The sequence below is a fragment of the Mesonia sp. HuA40 genome, assembly GCF_008017835.1.
GTDB lineage: Bacteria > Bacteroidota > Bacteroidia > Flavobacteriales > Flavobacteriaceae > Mesonia.
In genome coordinates, this window is the sequence record NZ_VRLT01000029.1 from 75,423 (window position 1) to 92,967 (window position 17,545).

19 protein-coding genes are annotated in these 17,545 nt (G+C 36.2%); 8 read left to right on the forward strand and 11 right to left on the reverse strand.

What is annotated here, in order from left to right; genetic code table 11:
• Positions 1 to 85 precede the first annotated feature (85 nt).
• From FT993_RS06580 to FT993_RS06595, 4 genes are all read right to left on the reverse strand, one after another.
• On the reverse strand, positions 86 to 1,678 hold the full coding sequence (locus FT993_RS06580) for an ATP-dependent DNA ligase (protein ID WP_147861751.1): 1,593 nt from the start codon (positions 1,676 to 1,678) through the stop codon (positions 86 to 88).
• Entirely contained in the window at positions 1,675 to 2,703 is a 1,029-nt protein-coding gene (locus FT993_RS06585; RefSeq protein ID WP_147861752.1) for a ligase-associated DNA damage response exonuclease, read from the reverse strand. The genes FT993_RS06580 and FT993_RS06585 overlap by 4 nt, the downstream gene beginning before the upstream one ends.
• Before the next feature lie 214 nt (positions 2,704 to 2,917).
• Positions 2,918 to 3,634: a DNA repair protein RecO gene (gene recO, locus FT993_RS06590; RefSeq protein ID WP_147861753.1), complete on the reverse strand. Its 717-nt coding sequence runs from the start codon at positions 3,632 to 3,634 to the stop codon at positions 2,918 to 2,920.
• Positions 3,634 to 5,928 (reverse strand): two-component regulator propeller domain-containing protein, encoded by a 2,295-nt coding sequence (locus tag FT993_RS06595; protein WP_147861754.1) that lies wholly within the window; start codon positions 5,926 to 5,928, stop codon positions 3,634 to 3,636. Before FT993_RS06595 ends, recO begins: the two co-directional genes overlap by 1 nt.
• A 226-nt stretch (positions 5,929 to 6,154) precedes the next feature.
• Between FT993_RS06595 and FT993_RS06600 the strand changes: the two genes are divergently transcribed.
• Positions 6,155 to 6,949 carry a glutamate dehydrogenase gene (locus tag FT993_RS06600; RefSeq protein ID WP_147861755.1) on the forward strand — a complete coding sequence of 265 codons (795 nt, stop codon included), beginning with the start codon at positions 6,155 to 6,157 and terminating at the stop codon, positions 6,947 to 6,949.
• 35 nt (positions 6,950 to 6,984) lie between these two features.
• On the opposite strand, the gene FT993_RS06605 is transcribed toward FT993_RS06600, so the two are convergent.
• Positions 6,985 to 8,127, reverse strand: coding sequence for a PLP-dependent aspartate aminotransferase family protein (locus tag FT993_RS06605; protein WP_147861756.1), 1,143 nt, complete (start codon positions 8,125 to 8,127; stop codon positions 6,985 to 6,987).
• 149 nt (positions 8,128 to 8,276) lie between these two features.
• Here FT993_RS06605 and FT993_RS06610 point away from each other — a divergent pair, with 149 nt between their 5' ends.
• The gene (locus FT993_RS06610; RefSeq protein ID WP_147861757.1) at positions 8,277 to 8,624 is read left to right on the forward strand and encodes an arsenate reductase family protein; all 348 of its coding nucleotides are present in this window, start codon (positions 8,277 to 8,279) and stop codon (positions 8,622 to 8,624) included.
• Between the two features lie 44 nt (positions 8,625 to 8,668).
• On the opposite strand, the gene FT993_RS06615 is transcribed toward FT993_RS06610, so the two are convergent.
• The gene (locus FT993_RS06615; RefSeq protein WP_147861758.1) at positions 8,669 to 9,157 is read right to left on the reverse strand and encodes a thioesterase family protein; all 489 of its coding nucleotides are present in this window, start codon (positions 9,155 to 9,157) and stop codon (positions 8,669 to 8,671) included.
• A gap of 135 nt (positions 9,158 to 9,292) precedes the next feature.
• Here FT993_RS06615 and FT993_RS06620 point away from each other — a divergent pair, with 135 nt between their 5' ends.
• The 5 genes from FT993_RS06620 to FT993_RS06640 all read left to right on the forward strand — a co-directional run bounded on the left by FT993_RS06620 (position 9,293) and on the right by FT993_RS06640 (position 13,456).
• Positions 9,293 to 10,168, forward strand: coding sequence for a YicC/YloC family endoribonuclease (locus FT993_RS06620; RefSeq protein WP_147861759.1), 876 nt, complete (start codon positions 9,293 to 9,295; stop codon positions 10,166 to 10,168).
• Positions 10,168 to 10,743 carry a guanylate kinase gene (gene gmk, locus FT993_RS06625; RefSeq protein WP_147861760.1) on the forward strand — a complete coding sequence of 192 codons (576 nt, stop codon included), beginning with the start codon at positions 10,168 to 10,170 and terminating at the stop codon, positions 10,741 to 10,743. Before FT993_RS06620 ends, gmk begins: the two co-directional genes overlap by 1 nt.
• 2 nt (positions 10,744 to 10,745) lie before the next feature.
• Positions 10,746 to 11,330 carry a nicotinate (nicotinamide) nucleotide adenylyltransferase gene (gene nadD / locus FT993_RS06630; protein WP_147861761.1) on the forward strand — a complete coding sequence of 195 codons (585 nt, stop codon included), beginning with the start codon at positions 10,746 to 10,748 and terminating at the stop codon, positions 11,328 to 11,330.
• A gap of 206 nt (positions 11,331 to 11,536) precedes the next feature.
• Positions 11,537 to 12,538 carry an NAD(P)H-dependent glycerol-3-phosphate dehydrogenase gene (locus FT993_RS06635; RefSeq protein WP_147861762.1) on the forward strand — a complete coding sequence of 334 codons (1,002 nt, stop codon included), beginning with the start codon at positions 11,537 to 11,539 and terminating at the stop codon, positions 12,536 to 12,538.
• 30 nt (positions 12,539 to 12,568) lie between these two features.
• Positions 12,569 to 13,456 carry a DMT family transporter gene (locus FT993_RS06640; protein ID WP_147861763.1) on the forward strand — a complete coding sequence of 296 codons (888 nt, stop codon included), beginning with the start codon at positions 12,569 to 12,571 and terminating at the stop codon, positions 13,454 to 13,456.
• A 3-nt stretch (positions 13,457 to 13,459) separates the two neighbouring features.
• On the opposite strand, the gene FT993_RS06645 is transcribed toward FT993_RS06640, so the two are convergent.
• The 3 genes from FT993_RS06645 to FT993_RS06655 all read right to left on the reverse strand — a co-directional run bounded on the left by FT993_RS06645 (position 13,460) and on the right by FT993_RS06655 (position 15,497).
• Positions 13,460 to 13,855 carry a hypothetical protein gene (locus tag FT993_RS06645; RefSeq protein WP_147861764.1) on the reverse strand — a complete coding sequence of 132 codons (396 nt, stop codon included), beginning with the start codon at positions 13,853 to 13,855 and terminating at the stop codon, positions 13,460 to 13,462.
• Positions 13,856 to 14,011: 156 nt separating this feature from the next.
• The gene (gene pheS / locus FT993_RS06650; RefSeq protein WP_147861765.1) at positions 14,012 to 15,034 is read right to left on the reverse strand and encodes a phenylalanine--tRNA ligase subunit alpha; all 1,023 of its coding nucleotides are present in this window, start codon (positions 15,032 to 15,034) and stop codon (positions 14,012 to 14,014) included.
• Between the two features lie 106 nt (positions 15,035 to 15,140).
• Entirely contained in the window at positions 15,141 to 15,497 is a 357-nt protein-coding gene (locus tag FT993_RS06655; RefSeq protein ID WP_147861766.1) for a hypothetical protein, read from the reverse strand.
• Between the two features lie 69 nt (positions 15,498 to 15,566).
• Between FT993_RS06655 and FT993_RS06660 the strand changes: the two genes are divergently transcribed.
• On the forward strand, positions 15,567 to 16,061 hold the full coding sequence (locus tag FT993_RS06660; protein ID WP_147861767.1) for a CvpA family protein: 495 nt from the start codon (positions 15,567 to 15,569) through the stop codon (positions 16,059 to 16,061).
• 4 nt (positions 16,062 to 16,065) lie between these two features.
• Here the strand turns inward: FT993_RS06660 and can are convergent, their stop codons facing one another.
• Positions 16,066 to 16,704, reverse strand: coding sequence for a carbonate dehydratase (gene can, locus FT993_RS06665; protein WP_147861768.1), 639 nt, complete (start codon positions 16,702 to 16,704; stop codon positions 16,066 to 16,068).
• Between the two features lie 80 nt (positions 16,705 to 16,784).
• The gene (locus FT993_RS06670) at positions 16,785 to 17,543 is read right to left on the reverse strand and encodes a tetratricopeptide repeat protein (protein ID WP_147861769.1); all 759 of its coding nucleotides are present in this window, start codon (positions 17,541 to 17,543) and stop codon (positions 16,785 to 16,787) included.
• Between the last annotated feature and the right edge of the window lie 2 nt (positions 17,544 to 17,545).

Consider the following 17,545-nt stretch of genomic DNA (forward strand, 5'->3'; position numbering starts at 1 on the left):
AGTTGATTATATTTTAATATTATAAAAGATTTATAGAATTTATCTCAAGCACCTACGAGATCTTTATCAATTTCACCTTTCTAGATTAGATTATTAAATTTTTGAGATCCTCTAGGGTGTTGGCCTCTTCAATCTTTTTATCCTGTCTCCAGCGTAAAATGCGCGGAAACCTTGTTGCCACACCACTTTTATGCCGATTTGATTGAGCAATACCTTCAAAAGCAATTTCGAAAACGTGAAATGGCTTAACACTTCGTACGGGTCCAAAACGCTCTAGGGTATTTTTTTTGATCCAAGCGTCAACCTTTCTAAATTCAGCATCGGTAAGGCCTGAATAGGCTTTTGCGAAGGTGACAAGTTCTTTTTTTTCTTTATCCCATAACCCAAATGTATAATCGGTAAATAAGTTACTTCTTCTTCCGTGGCCTCGCATAGCGTAGGTTAAAACTGCATCTATGGTAAATGGGTCGACCTTCCATTTCCACCAATCTCCTTTTTTTCGACCAACTAAGTAGGGAGAATCCCATCGTTTAAGCATTAACCCTTCAGATTTTACCGTTCTACTCCGTTCTCGTTCTTTTGCTGCTGCTTGCCAACTCTCAAACCGCATATTGCTTGAAAGCTGCAAAGGAATATTGGTGTAATCAGTTTGATTTATTAACTGCTCAAGCAGGTCTCTTCTCTTTTGGTAAGACTGCTCTCTTATATCTTTACCTTCCCATTCTAACAAATCATAAGCCTTAAGAATAACCGGTGTTTTCTCTAGCAATTTTTTACTTAGTGTTTTACGTCCTATACGGGTTTGTAAATTTTTAAAACTAGCGATTTTATGGTTGTTATAGGCTAATATTTCGCCATCGATAACCGTACCGTCTGGAATTACAGATGTAAATTCTTCAAACTCGGGAAATTTATCGGTTACTAGCTCTTCTCCTCTACTCCACACAAACAACTCACTTTCTCGAACAATAATTTGAGCGCGAATACCATCCCATTTATGTTCGGCGGCCCAATTGGCTATATCGCCTAATTCTTGGGGTTCATTTTCTATGGCATAGGCCAAATAAAACGGATAAGGTTTAGAGAGAAAATCTGATTTGTTCTCTTCTAAAATTAATCGTTTAAAACTTGTTGTACTAGGGTCCCAATTTCCCATTAATTTGTAAGCCAAGATGTCTTCATCAATATCAGTGGCCTTTGCCAATGCACGGGTCATTAGTTTTTGACTTACTCCTATACGAAAACTACCCGTAAATAGTTTTGTAAAAACAAAGCGTTCGTAGTAATCTAAGCTTAACCAATTTTCTTTTAAATAGGCTTCTTTTTCTTGTTCGCTTTGCTTTTTAAGAGCAATCATTTCAGTTAAAAATTGATGTAAGCCTTTTTCTGATTTTTCTTGTGCTGCAGGTATTACCAGTGCAATAGTTTCGGCAAGATCGCCAACAATGTGATAAGATTCTTCAAATAGCCAGAGCGGTATCTGAGCAAGTTCTGCCGCCCATTGCCGCATTAATTTTGTATTCACAGGTCGCGGAGGTCTACGATGAGATAAGATAGCAATTGTCCATACCTTATCTTTATCTTTAGCTTCTTTAAAATAGCTGGCAAGAGCTTTTACTTTAACCGTTGTTTTATTGGTGCTATCTAATGTTTTGATGAGTTGGGCAAATGCTTTCATTGTCTTTCAAGTTTGCTTGAGCTCAATTTCAATTCTTCTGCTGTTTCTTCCTCAAATTGGGTTTGTTCGGTGCGGGCATCATAACCTTGCTCATTTAAAAATTGGGAGAAAATATCGGTATAACCGTGGGTACAAATTATTTTTTCTGCCCCAGTAGCTTTTATGGCACTTAGCAAACTTGACCAATCGCAGTGGTCTGAAAGTACAAAGCCTTTATCAATCGCTCGTCTTCTTCTTGCGCCTCTAAAGGTCATCCAACCGCTTGCCGACGCCGTCACATACGGCACCATTTTTCTAATCCAAGGTGAACCGTGAGCACTAGGTGGTGCCAGCACTAAATTACCTTTTATTTCTTCTTTTTTGGTGTCTTTTGTTATGCGCTTGGTTTGTGGTAAGCTTGCAATGTCGCGTACCACTTCATTCATATTTTCAATGGCTGCGTGGGTATAAATTTCTCCAATAGTTGCATCTATATTTTTAAGTAATCGCTGCGCCTTACCCAATGAGTAAGCAAACAATACAGAGGTATTACCCTCTTCTTTGTTTTCTTGCCACCACTGATTAATTTCTCGAAAAACTTCTTTTTGGGGTTGCCATTTAAACGCGGGTAAGCCAAAAGTGCACTCGGTAATAAAACTATGGCACTTAACGGGTTCGTAAGGAGTTGCGAGACCATCATCTTCTAGTTTATAGTCGCCCGTAAATACCCACACCTCACCTTTATACTCCACCCGAACTTGCGAAGAGCCAATTATATGGCCTGCGGGGTGTAAAGAAAATTTCACACCGTTTACCAAAAACGTTTCTCCCCAATTTACGCCTGCCACTTGTATATCTCCCAAGCGGTGTTTGATGATTGGCACGTTGGTATGATGAGTAATGTATTGTTGATGTCCCCAACGCGAATGGTCTGCGTGACCGTGGGTAATTATGGCCTTTTTTACTGGTTTCCACGGATCTAAATACACATCGGCTTGTTGACAATAGATTCCTTTGGCGTTAAAATGAAGTAAAGGCTTTTTCATAAGCTTGAAGATACTTAAAATTATGTGCCGGAATTTTACTTTATAGAAATCTTAGCGGAATTTTAAGAGATTTAAAAGATTTTCCTAAATAATCTATGGCTAATTGAACTTGGCGTGAGGGATTGAATGGCATGTTTGAGCTCTTGCCTAAACTTAGTTTAGGCAAAGCGAGTAATGAAAGCCCGACCCGTTTATATAAACGGGGCACGCCCGTCTAAAACAATTGATTGAGCACCTCTAGAGATTTAGGTTTTCTAAAACCTGACAAATGCAATTGGTAGTATAAAAGCATCATTTGTATAAATTCTTGCCTTCGGTTTTGGTTGAGATTGAACTGCTGGGTTGTTTCCTTATTTTCTTGTAGCAGTTGTTGAAGCAATTTGGTATTTGCATTCTGCAAGCAATAGTTGTTGGTCTCTGTGGCTTGAAATTGCCCGTCTTCTAGATTAAAATAAGCTTCTTGAGGGTTTCCCTTTTGAGGTAGAAAGCCTAAGTATTTGGTGAAATCGACCATAAATTTGAGATGAAAATTGGCAAATTGGTCGCTTTGGTCTAAAGCTATAAATTGTTCTTCTAAAAAGTGATAAAGCGATGGGTTTTGTTCTTCTTCTTGTATACAAATACCAATTAACTCGGCTAGGAATAAGGCGATAGAAGATTTAAATATATTGGTAGAAATACTTTTGTAGGGGAAATCTATTTTAGCTTCTCTAAAGTAAGATAGTTTTCTGCCTTCTTTGTGTTGTACTACGGCATCTAACATATGTAGTGGTTGAAAAAGACTGCTTTTTAATTTTCCTTTTTTACTTTTGAGCACGCCCTTTAGTAAAAAAGAAAGGCTGCCTTTTTCTTTAGTAAAACAACGCACAATTAAATCGGCTTCGCCAAAACGCAGACTATGTAAAACAATAAGTTTTGTTTTGATAAGCATTAGCGAATAATCATTATTTTAGCCAATTTGGTTTCTAGTTGGTCTGCCGAGGTGAGCATCACAATATAAACTCCACTGGCTACCGCGTGTTTGCCAAAAGCACGCGTATCCCATTGCACACTTCCGCCTTGAGCGGTAGTTTCAAAAACCAAATTACCACTAATATCGGTTATTTTTACGTTTGCCCCCGCCATTAGTCCGTCTATGGTAACAGGGCCTTTGTAATTAGGTCTTACTGGATTTGGGTAAGCCTTAACTTGCTCAAAATTTTCTTGGCTTTTAGTGGCTGTTCCTCTAAAAGCGACGAGCCCGCTGCGGGTACCTATATAAACCTTAGCTGTTTCTGGATCTATTGCTATACTAGTTACCGAATTTGAAGGTAGTGGAGAATTGTCTGTAGTAAAATGATAAATGGTTTCTTGCCCGTTTGCCGAAACATAAAATACGCCGGCCTCGGTGGCGATCCATTTATTATTGTTACCGTCTACCGCGATGTCTTGTATACTGTTTTCTGCTAAGAGCTCTTGAGCCACACCATCTCCATCCAATATAATAATTTGACTGGTGCTCGTGTCTGGATTGGTAAACATGCTTGAAGGATTAAAAAGAACCCGAAGGCCCAAGGTAGTTCCTATCCATAGTTGGTTATTGTTGTCTAAAGCTAAAGTTTTAACCGAGTTTCCTTCGGGTAAATTCCCTGCACTTTCTTGCCCGGTTACTTTGGTAAATTGCCCTGAAGCCGGATTAAAACCAATAAGCCCATTGGCATAGCTACCAAAATAGATGAGGTTAGATTGATCTATAACTAAATCGCTCAAACCTAATTCGCCAGAGAAATAATTGGGAATAATTTCTGAAATATCAAAAAATTCAAGAGCACCTGAGCTTGGTGTAAGTTTAAAAAGTCCGTTTTTTACTAAACTAATCGTACCCCAAAGGTTGCCCGTTGAGTCAAAATCTAAACCATTTACCCGTACATCGCCCATCACGGTATTGCCGTTAGGATCTAGTGTTTCGGGTAGATTTGCGGTATTTTCATCATATTTAAAAACAATTTCATTGTTTACCAATTCTAAAAATCCGTCTACGTAGCTGCTTATAAATACTTGATTGGTTTGTTTGGGGTTTATTATGGGTCTTACCAATACACGAGTATCTTGTAAATCATCATAGGTCATGTTGATCCAGCGTTCATTTTTTAAATGACTTACCCCGCGCTGGTTTAGTGGGTAGGGATCTAAGGCTCCTGTATATTCGCCATATACCGCCCATAATTCGTTGGCTACGGCATCTAACCCAAACACATCATTTCTTATAGGTCCCAACGGACTTAAATATTTTGGTTCATCAAACGCATTTATAAACGAAAGCAGACCTAAATTAAAATCGCCAGTATAGAATCGTGCGTTATGATAAATGGCACAAGTGAATTGTGGAGAGAAAGTGGAAAAATTATTTAAATTCTGAACTTCACTTAAATTTTGATCATAGATTTTAATGGTTTGACTACCGGTTAATAAAATTTGTTTATTACTTACACGAAAGTCAACCACATCAAAATTTACATTCACCTGCTGGGTAATATTATTGTTTTGCACTTTTTGTAAAACATTATTTGCAGTAAGTGCAAGCAATTGGTTATCAACCAAGGCTACGCCTTTGTATTCTGTACTATTTATGGCATTCCACTCGTTAAAATCTATAAGATTAGGATTGTTCTTATCTGCATAGCGCAATCCGGCCTGGGTAGCTGCGTATAGGTTATCGTTTTGTATTGCCAGTTGATTGACCTGTAAATTTGCACCAGCGTTACCGATAAAATAGGTGTCACCGAATTTAAGCTCGTTTAATCTAAAGACCGTTATACCATAGTTGGTAGCGAGGTACAATTTACCTTCATCTTCAAGCATATAGTTAATTCTACGCTCAGATGGCGGTATACCGGTTTTATTAGGAATATCAACTATTTTGAAAACACTTTTATTTTGTAGGTTGTAAACGTCAATCAATCCTGTTTCATAACCTATAAATAGTAAATTATAGGAGGCACTAAAATGAATTTTGCTAATGTTTTGACTCGACAACCCTTGAATTGATGATATTTTTTCAACCCTACTTGTGGTTTGGTTGTAGATAAAAACAGTATTCTGAGCTCCAACAAAAAAAGTACTCCCCGACCTGGCTATATCTTGAATTTGATAATAAGAAAAATGATCTTCCCAATCTAGCTCGCTTTGCGCTTTACTTGGGGTAAAGCTAAACAAAATAAGTATAATTGTTAAAAATTTATACACGATAGTATTTTTAAGGTTGTTAACTCTAATTTTCTGATTTCTAGTATAAACAAATTAAAAAAACTTGTCTTATACCCTACGTTTCGCTTACTATGCCAAATATCTGTTTAGCAATACTGCTACAAATATATTTGTTTATTGCTATCTTCTTAGATGAATTGTATATTTTCGGGGTTTGTATTTGCAAGGTTTTTATATATTTGTTTATCTAACAAGATAATACCTAATGAAATTACATTATATCTTACTTCTTTTTATAGGTTTCTTTTGGGCGCCTCAAACCCTAGAGGCCCAATCTTTTTCTCAAGAAATAGGTATTACCACAGGTCCTGTCTTCTTTAAATCAGATTACGGTTTACGAAAAAATAGGGAGACCAATTTTGGAAATGTAGGATTGGGCGTAGGTCTCGTGCATTATATTAATTTTGCTTACAGCGCAGATTGTCAATGTTACCATAGTATTAGGTATTTCAATAATCACTTTAAATTAAGAACCGAGTTAACTTATACCGAAACCAATCTAAATCACTTTGGTAAAGAAGCCGATAAAAATACCCTTGGCGGATTGCAATTGCGATCTATGCATGGTAAAGCAACTACATTAGAGATAGGTCCTAGTTTAGAGTGGTACCCTTTTCTTATTAGAATTTCTGAGCGTGCTAGAGACCGAAAAATTGCACCTTATCTAAATCTAGGGATAAACTTAGTGCTTTATAACCCCGAGGTGGCAACCGATTTACCTGGTCGTATTGGGGCCATCAACAATACATTTAATGAATTTTTGGCTCCTTTTGGAGAAGAGTCGTATATAGACCCGAGCTCTGGAACCACCTATGCTTTAAAAGGTGGTGCTGGTGCCCGATACAATATTACCAGAAGAAGTAGTGTATTAATTGACTTACGCTGGACCTATTACGGTAATGATTTTATTGATGGTCTAGACCACGATAACCCGCAAAACAAATACAATGATTGGGCTTTTTGGATAAATGTAGGTTATGTTTTCTACCTTAATATGTAGTACCAATAACTTCAATCAATACCATATATACCAACCTAATCTAGGGCTTGTTTTAAATCGAATATAAGGTCTTCTTGATCTTCTATGCCTAGACTTAACCGAATTAAAGTATCCACTACTCCCATTTTTTCTCGCTCTTCTTTTGGGATTGAAGCATGGGTCATACTTGCAGGATGCCCCACTAAAGATTCTACCCCGCCTAATGATTCCGCCAAGGAGAAAATTTTTAAGTTTTCAAGTACCTGTAGTGCTTTTTCTCGTTGGTTACCTATTATGGTAAATGCAATCATGCCGCCATAATCTGTCATTTGTTTTTCTGCGATATGGTGGTTAGGATGCGACTTGAACCCAGGCCAATAAACTTGGTCTACTGCAGGATGCTGTTCTAGAAATAATGCTATGGCTTTTGCATTCTCGCAATGCCTTTGCATACGCAAGTGCAGCGTTTTTATGCCTCTTAAAACCAAAAAACAATCCTGCGGACCCGGTATAGCTCCACTGGCCTTTTGAATAAAATACAGTTTTTCGGCTAAATCTAATTCATTTACCACCAGTGCTCCCAAAATCACATCGCTGTGACCTCCTAAATATTTAGTTGCACTGTGCATAACAATATCTGCACCCAAAGCCAAAGGTTGCTGTAAATAAGGGGTAGCAAATGTATTATCTACCGCCAACAGTATATTATGCCTTTTAGCTATTTGAGCCACAGCCTGTATATCAATAAGATGTAATAACGGATTTGTAGGTGTTTCTATCCAAATCAATTTTGTGTTTTGATTGATAAACCTTTCCATATTCCGGGCTTCTTGCATCGATATAAATGTGAATTTTATACCTAGATCTGCAAAAATCTGTGTAAATAACCGATGTGTGCCACCGTAAATATCTGTAGAAGTGAGCACCTCATCACCAGATTTGAGCAACTTCATTACTGCATCAATAGCGGCAACACCAGAGCCAAACCCCATTCCATATTTACCATTTTCTAGGCTTGCAATAGCTTTTTCTAATGCTGTCCTTGTAGGGTTAGCACTTCTTGCATAAGCAAAACCCTTATGATCACCAGGGCTTGATTGCACAAAGGTTGAAGTTTGGTAAATGGGAGGCATCACTGCATTATATGCCGGATCAACATTTTTTTGCCCACCGTGCACAACTTTGGTATTGAATTTCATTGGTATTTATTTAGCTCTATCAAAGTTAAGCTGAGCAACATAAAGAAGCAAAAAGAATAAGTGATAATTAAAATTTAATATGTATCAAAATAAGGCAAAGACTTTCTCTTTACTAACCATAATTACTATTTTAGCGTGAAAAAATTGATATGAAAAAAGTTTTTTATTTATCGAGTTGTAGTACGTGTAAGCGTATTTTAAAAGAATTAGATTTGCCCTCAGAATTTGTACTGCAAGACATAAAAAAACAGCCGCTCGATGAAGAAGATTTAGATGTGCTTTATCAAGGCACCAAAAGTTATGAGAAGTTATTTAATAAACGAGCTCAATTATATAAATTGAGAGAGCTTAAAAACAAGCAACTAACCGAAGCTGATTACGCCGAACTTTTACTCGAACATTACACTTTTTTAAAGCGTCCGGTATTTATAATTAATGATGATATTTTTGTGGGTAACCACAAAAATACAATAGCTCAAGTTAAGGCAACATTATAAAAAAGCGCTGCCTAAAGCGAGCGCTTTTTTATATGATTATATACTTATATCGCCATGCTAGGATTATTCTCGGGTCGCTTACCAAATTTTCGGGTATCTTCTTGTGTTAAGACTTTAAAGTCTTCGGTTTTTTCTAATTGATGAATGCCTTTGATTAAATCATCTGGTAAAGCGGTAATTTTACGCGTTTTTAAGTCTATCCAAGAGCCCAAAATTTCACAATGGGCTGCATGTTCTCCCTTGGCGTTGTAAATATTGTGAGTAAACTCAAAGTACTTGCCATCATCAGACAAGCCTTTTAAAGCCATTGTTACTGTTACGGGTTCATTAGAAAATACTTCTTTAAAGTAGTAAATGTGCTCATAAAAAACCACCGGACCTACATTATAACGCGCCAGATCGTTTTGACCTAAGCCGTGCTCTAACATAAAACTCATTCGAGTATGACTCATAAAGTTTAAGTAGGCTGAATTAGCCAAATGCCTATTCGCATCAATATCACTCCATCTAATTTCAAATTGCTTGGTATACATTCTTTTTTTGTTTCAAAAATAAAGCTTGTTATTATGCAAGCATACTAATTTGTGTTTTTTTTAAGCCTTCTTGAAAGATAGCTAGTATACGCTATGTTTTTCTTAACTTTGCGCAACTTTATAAAAAAAGCCTAGATGATACAATCTATGACCGGGTTTGGGAAACATGTTGTTAACCTGCCAAACAAGAAAATAAACATCGAGATTAAATCGCTTAATAGTAAAAATCTTGATATCAACGCTCGTATGCCTTCACAGTACCGTGAAAAAGAGTTAAGCTTACGCGGATTAATAGGAAAGACTCTAACACGCGGAAAGATTGATTTTTCTTTATACGTAGAAAACACAGGAAATGAAACCGCTTCTAGCATTAACCCGGCCGTGGTAAAAAACTATATAAATTCACTAAAGTTGATCATTAGCCCAGGTGAATCGAAACCCCAGGAGGAACTTGCCTATTTGCAAATGGCTATGCGTCTTCCCGATGCTTTAAAAACCGAAAAAGAAGAAATTGACGAGCAAGAATACCAAGCTATAGAGCTGGCTGTAAATCAGGCTTTAGCCGAATTATTACAGTTTAGAAAAGATGAGGGTCTGGCACTAGAAAAAGATTTTAAGCAACGCATTAAAACCCTTCACCAACTACTAGATGAGGTGTTGCGTATAGATCCCGAAAGAGTTCGAGCGGTAAAAGATCGCTTACAAAAAAGCATATCTGAATTAAAAGAGCAAGTTGACGAAAACCGTTTTGAACAAGAACTGATTTATTATATAGAAAAATATGATATAACCGAAGAAAAAATCAGGCTCGAAAATCATCTTGAATATTTCACCAAAACTTTAGATAGCCCCGACTCAAACGGTAAGAAATTAGGTTTTATCACACAAGAAATCGGCCGGGAGATAAACACCATTGGCAGTAAATCTAATTATGCTCCTATGCAAAAATTGGTAGTTCAAATGAAAGATGAATTAGAAAAAATTAAAGAGCAACTTTTAAACGTATTGTAATGGTAGAAGGAAAACTTATAGTATTTTCTGCACCTTCAGGTTCTGGAAAAACCACAATTGTTCAGCATTTATTAAAACAAAAAGATTTAAATCTAGATTTTTCAATATCGGCTACCTCTCGCGCTCCCAGACCAAATGAAGTTGATGGCAAAGATTATTATTTTATGTCATTAAAGGAGTTTAAGCATCACATCAAAAACGATGACTTTTTAGAATGGGAAGAGGTTTACCGAGACAATTTTTACGGCACACTTAAAAGCGAGGTAGAACGCATTTGGGCAAAAGGAAAACATGTAGTTTTTGATATTGATGTTGTAGGCGGTCTAGACATCAAACGTATTTACCCAGAAAGAACCTTAGCCGTTTTTGTGCAACCTCCAAGCATCGAAGAACTAAAAATAAGATTAAAAAAGCGTAAAACAGAAACCGAAGAACGCATAAGTATGCGGGTTGCAAAAGCTTCAATAGAGATGGCTACTGCTCCGCAGTTTGATTTTATCATCATAAATAACAACCTTGAAGAAGCGCTAGAGGAATCTTATCAATTGGTTAAATCATTTATTCAAAACTCATAATTTTGAAAAAGAGCATAGGTTTATTTTTTGGCACTTTTAACCCAATACATTTGGGCCATTTGGCCATTGCCAATCACATCGCTGAGTTTGGGCCTGTAGATGAAGTTTGGATGGTAGTTACCCCACATAATCCGCATAAAAAGAAAAAGACTTTATTGCCTGATTATGACCGATTAGAAATGGTTGAATTGGCTACCGCCAATTACGATAAAATTAAACCCAGTGCTATTGAATTTGGGCTACCCCAACCCAATTATACTATTAACACCTTAGTGCATCTAGAAGAGAAACACAAGCACTATGATTTTCATCTTATAATGGGCGAAGATAATTTACAGAGTTTTCCTAAATGGAAAAATAGTGAAGTGATTTTAGAGCGATTTAAAATATTGGTTTACCCACGAATCTATGATTTAAAAAAGGAGGCAAAGCTAAAAGATCACCCCAAGGTTACTTTTATCAAAGCTCCTATAATGGAAATATCCTCAACATTTATTCGTCAGTGTTTAAAAGAAGAAAAAGAAATAAGGCCGCTATTGGCCCCAGAGGTATTTAAATATATAGATAAGCTAGGTTTGTATCAATAGCACAACGTATAAAAAAAGTCACTCAAACCTTAAAAAAGGAAGAATGACTTTTATCAACTAAATAACCAACTAAAATAATCTACTTCAAGAACGCAGTCATCTGCCTTAGATTGCACTGCAAGCCTTATAAAAATGTTAAAAGTGCAAGTTGTTGCTTGAGAGGTTTAAAAAATATTATTTTGTACTTTAGCTAAAGAATGAAGCAAATGAGTAAAGAAATACAATTTGCCGTTATTGGCGGTGGGAGCTGGGCAACAGCCCTAGTTAAAATGCTATGTGAAAACGTAACCCGTTTAAATTGGTATATGCGAAATGATGATGCAATAGCCCACATTAAAAAAGAACAACACAATCCCAACTATTTAAGTTCTGTAGAGTTTAATACGCAACAATTAAATTTGACCAGCGATATCAATGAAGCGGTAAGAGATGCAGATTATGTCATTTTTGCTATTCCATCGGCGTTTTTAAAATCTAGTTTAGATACACTCAAGGTTTCCTTAATCGACAAAACAATTTTTAGTGCTATAAAAGGCATTGTTCCCGAATCGAGTCTTATTGTCGGCGAACATTTTAATCAATATCACAATATACCTTTTGAGCAAATTGGTGTGATTACGGGGCCTTGTCACGCAGAAGAAGTAGCGTTAGAACGTCTATCTTATCTTACTATTGCTTGCGCGGATGAAGATAGAGCTAAGATTATGGCCAATCACTTGAGTAACCATTACATCACCTGTAAAACTACAGAAGATGTAATTGGTACAGAATATGCCGCAGTACTAAAGAATATTTATGCCATCGCGGCGGGAATAGCACATGGCCTTGGTTACGGAGACAATTTTCAGAGTGTTTTAATGAGCAATGCCATACGTGAAATGAAGCGTTTCATTAAAAAACGATATAAAATGAAACGTAATATTAACGATTCGGCTTATTTAGGCGATTTATTGGTTACTGGTTACTCCGTATTTAGCAGAAATAGAATGTTTGGTAATATGATAGGAAAAGGTTACACCGTTAAAAGCGCTCAAATGGAAATGAGTATGATTGCCGAAGGGTACTACGCTGCAAAAAGCGCTTACCAAATTAACAAACAAAGTGAGAAGAAAGCACGAACGCCAATTATCAATTCGGTTTATGCCATTCTTTATGAAAATAAAAATCCTAAAAAGGTATTTTTGAAATTAGTCGATAAATTAGACTGATCTTTTTCAATTATTTAAAAATAGTTTCCAGTGAAGAACAATGTATTAAAGGGAGGCCTGCTCGTAGCACTAGGCGCTTCAAGTTATGGCGTGCTTACCACATTTGTCAAAATGGCTTATGAAAAAGGATTTACTACCTACGAAGTTACCTTTGCTCAACTACTTCTAGGAGTTTTGGGATTAACCTTACTTTCTAGTATCTATAAGGGTAAAAAACAGAAAAAAGAAGGAGAAACTTCAAAATTCAAATTATTACTGGCGGGTACTTCTTTAGGTTTAACCAGTATCTTTTACTATTTAGCAGTGCAATACATCAGCGTATCTATGGGTATTGTGTTATTGATGCAAAGTGTGTGGATTGGTGTTATTCTAGACAGTATTTTAACCAAAAGCAAACCCAGCCCCATGAAAATTATTGCGGTTTTGGTCATTTTAACTGGAACTTTATTAGCCACCAACCTAATTTTTCAGGATATAACTTTTGATTTACGTGGCATTGGATACGGATTATTAGCTGCCTGCTCCTACACAGTAACCATTTATACTTCTAACACGGTCTCATTGGGTTTACCAGCGTTAGAACGCAGTAAATACATGGTTATCGGCGGGTTGTTGATAGTAAGTTTAATCACCTTGCCCTCTTTTATTGTAAATAAGAATTTTAATGTCGAAGTATTTTATTTGTGGGGGCCTATCTTAGCCTTATTTGGCACCATTCTCCCGCCTTTGTTTCTTACTACCGGTATGCCAAAACTAAATGTGGGTCTTGGGGTAATAATTACAAGTATTGAATTACCCGTAGCGGTGTTAATGGCGAAGTTTTTATTAGATGAGAGCGTAAATGCATGGCAATGGCTAGGCATTGTATTTATTCTAACCGCCATTGTGTTAATGAACTTAAGAAAACTTAATAAATAGCCCTTACTCAGCTAAAACTCCTTTCTTATTGATAACGGGGAGCTTTGTAATTTTTGAAGGTTGTGCCGAATTTTTTTTCAATATAAAGTTTTTGTGCATAAAATCATTTGCTTCAAAAAAAGAAACTGAAAATAAGTTATCTATTTGAAGTACTTCGGGTTGAATCAGTTCTATTTTGGCATAAGATTTTGCCGGTAACATCTTTAAACTCCTTCTAAAAACCGAAGTTTTTACTTTTTCGTCCTTTCCTTCAGAAACGATGAGAATGGTTTCAATGGCGTGATCTAAGGTATTGATTAAATAGATATTCCAATCGTCTGTATGGTATTCTGGATGCTTTTCATAAATGGCCGCTATTTGTACCCCTTTAACTTGATTTATCTTTATATCTTTTTTCATTTTAAATTCTTTATTCTTATCTATACTAATAAGGCCCTCAAAAGAGCTCAATTGGCCATGAAAATCGTTTTAAAAATGATTATACTTGTAGAAAGAAAACTATGAATAAACCCACTCAAATTAAAAAAAGAGTAAGCTTAGTTTAGTAAAAACAACCTATAAAACCGACTTAAACTGTTTTAAAAAGCGAACATCGTTTTCATAAAACAAGCGAATATCATCTATTTGATGTAATAACATCGCAATACGCTCAATACCCATACCAAAAGCAAAGCCAGAGTATTCTTGCGGATCTATATTGCAATTGTTTAATACATTCGGGTCAACCATACCACAGCCCATAATTTCGAGCCAGCCGGTACCTTTTGTGATTCTATAATCGGTCTCTGTTTCTAAGCCCCAATAGATATCTACCTCTGCACTAGGTTCTGTAAAGGGGAAATAAGAAGGTCTAAGACGAATTTTTGATTTTCCAAAAAGTTGCTTTGTAAAGTAAAGCAAGGTTTGCTTTAAATCTGCAAAACTTACATCTTTGTCTATATACAAGCCTTCTACTTGATGAAAAATACAATGTGAGCGTGCAGAAATGGCTTCATTTCTAAATACTCTACCTGGTGAAATGGTTCTAATAGGAGGCTTTTGATTTTCCATATACCTTACCTGAACGCTTGAAGTATGCGTTCTCAACAAAATTTCTTCGGGATTGGTTTGTATAAAAAAGGTATCCTGCATATCTCGTGCAGGATGATATTCTGGTAGATTCAATGCCGAAAAGTTATGCCAATCGTCTTCTATTTCTGGACCCTCAGAGACGTTAAAACCTATATTAGAAAAAATCTCTATAATTTGATTTTTGACCAATGATATTGGATGTCTACTCCCTATGCTAAGTTTTTCGCCTGGACGTGTTAAATCACCATAAACTCCTCGCTCCTCTAGCCTACTCTCTAAATCTTGTTTTAAGGCCGTCACCTTTTCTTGTGCGGCATTCTTTAATTCATTTATCGTTTGGCCAAAGGCTTTCTTCTGCTCGTTAGGGACATTTTTAAATTCGGCAAAAAATCCATTTAAGATTCCTTTTTTTCCTAGAAACTTAATACGAAACTTCTCTATCTCCTCAGTCGAGTCTGATTTGAAGTTCTCTACCTCAACAATATATTCCTTAATTTTATCAATCATAGCTATAGCTTAATGCAGCCGCAAATTTAAGAAAAAAGATTCCGTAAAGAATATTTTTTAAAATTATTAAATTTTGCATTTGTGGGTTTGGCTTAAAATCCAAGGTTTAACGTATGTACTCTTTTTCTAAAAAATAATTAACCAGGGCCTCTTTCATCATTAGACTTTGTTCTCCAGGCTTTAAATGAGGTAAGCTTTCGAGTGCCGTATAATGCGGCCATCCATCTTCATCGATATAATCAAAAGCATAGTAACCATAGGGCTCTAAAAGTCTGCAAATGGCAATGTGCATTAAATCTATCTTGTGATCTTTCTTAAATCTTCTATGCAATTGCCCTAATTCTTGAACCCCTACAAGATAAATAATAGCATCAAGTTCTAGGGTTTCCCCGTCACCAAATTGGATAGCCAATTGTTTTTGTAATTGCTGCCAACGTTCTTTTAAAATTTCATCATTTACCATACTGCAAAGATAATAAGATGTGAACACTTTTAATCACTGGTATCTGATTCATTTTTTTATATTTGATTTATGGAAATAATAGACATCATTTTAATTCTATTTTTAGGTTTTGGTCTTATTCGAGGTTTGATGAAGGGCTTTATTAGAGAATTAGCCGCATTAGCTGCGTTAATTTTAGGGCTTTATGGCGCTGTTTATTTTAGTCATTTTGCCTATACCTTTATCGAAGAACAATTTAACTTATCGCCTGCATATTGCCAGTGGTTGGCATATGCTGCTACTTTTTTACTTATTGCTGTGGGTATTCTTTTTGTTGGTAAACTGCTTACTAAGTTTGCGAGTGCATTAGCACTTGGTTTGCTAAATCGTGTACTTGGCGGAATTTTTGGACTTTTGAAAGTAGCCTTTATTCTAAGCGCAATAATATATTTTTTCAATCAAGCCGTGCTACCTAATGAAAAAATTTTGTTTGATGCAAAGCAAAGTGTGCTTTACCCTAAAATAAAAATGTTGGCTCCTGCTATTTTACCAGATTTAGCCACTTGGGTGATAGATGCTGATTAGACCATTAAAAATTAAGTCTATAGATTTCATCTAAGTCGTTATTACTACTTAGGTTTACATCAAGATCTTTAACTATACCTGTGCCTACCCCATAAGCCCAACCGTGTAGGGTTAGTTGCTGTCCGTTTTTCCAGGCATTTTGCACAATTGAAGTTTCGGCTAAATCGGTCACTTGCTCTTTTACATTTAATTCTACAAAAATATCCCAGCGTTCTTGAAAATCTGTAATACTTTCGAGCTGCTTCTTATGCATTCTATAAACATCTTTGATGTGTCTGATCCAATTATCTATTAAACCAATAGAGTTGTTCTGCATCGCTGCTTTTACCCCTCCGCAACCGTAGTGCCCACAAACAATAATGTGTTCTATTTTTAACGCATTAACCGAGTAATCTAAAACGCTTAGCATATTCATATCGGTGTGAACCACTACATTGGCAATATTTCTATGTACAAAAACCTCACCGGGTTGAGCTCCAATAATTTGGTTGGCTGGTACACGGCTATCGGCACAACCAATCCAAAGCAGAGGTGGTTGCTGTCCGTTTTCTAGTCTTTTGAAAAAGTTCTTATCTTCGGTTAGTTTTTGTTCAACCCACTTCTTATTGTTTTCTAATATCTTTTTGTAATAGGCTTTTCCCATGGAGGTTTGGTATTAGCTAATTATTTTTAACGAAAGTATAAAATAATTAGCTTCATCTATTTAACTTTCTCAAAAACAAATCAAAGATTTTTTAAATCTCCTTGAGAAAGCCAACCCTGTTGATCATTGGGTAATTCAATTTTCACATAAGAATTAAAAGAATCGAGCACCTTAACCTTTGTCCCCGCATGTAGCTGAATACTCGAGGTCGAATTCTTATTTGGTTCTGCAAGCAAAGCGGTTTTTTCGGCAAAAATAACCGCATATTCATTATCACTTATTTCCGCATACCGCAAATGCGCAAACCAAAATAGAATTAAACTTGCCAATACAAAGAGAACACCAAAACTAAAACTTAGACGCTTCACACTACTTTTGCTGTTAAAAAAATAAAACACTCCACACAAAACTACTAGCAATGCTGAAATTATACTTAGCCAAGCCCAGAAAGAAAGCGGGAACTTGTTGATGGTTCTTTGCTTTATTTTTTCCATTCCAGTTAATTCGGCTTCTTGAATAACATCTATTCGCATCTGCTTTGCATATTCTAAATTATGTAGAACGTCTTGATCATTAGGAGCCAATTGCAAAGCTTTCTCATAGTAATAAATACTCTCGGCTACATTTTCTAGTTTATAATGGGCGTTAGCCAAATTGTAATATACACTCACCGATTCTATTTCCTGATCTAAAATAGATTCATACAATTTTATAGCTTGTTTGTAATCTTCCTGGCTATAAGCAGTTGCCGCTTGTTTAAAAAGCGCTGTAGGCTCTTGAGCCAAACCAATATAACTAAAGCCAATCACCCATACCAAAATACTTAAGAATCTCTTCATAA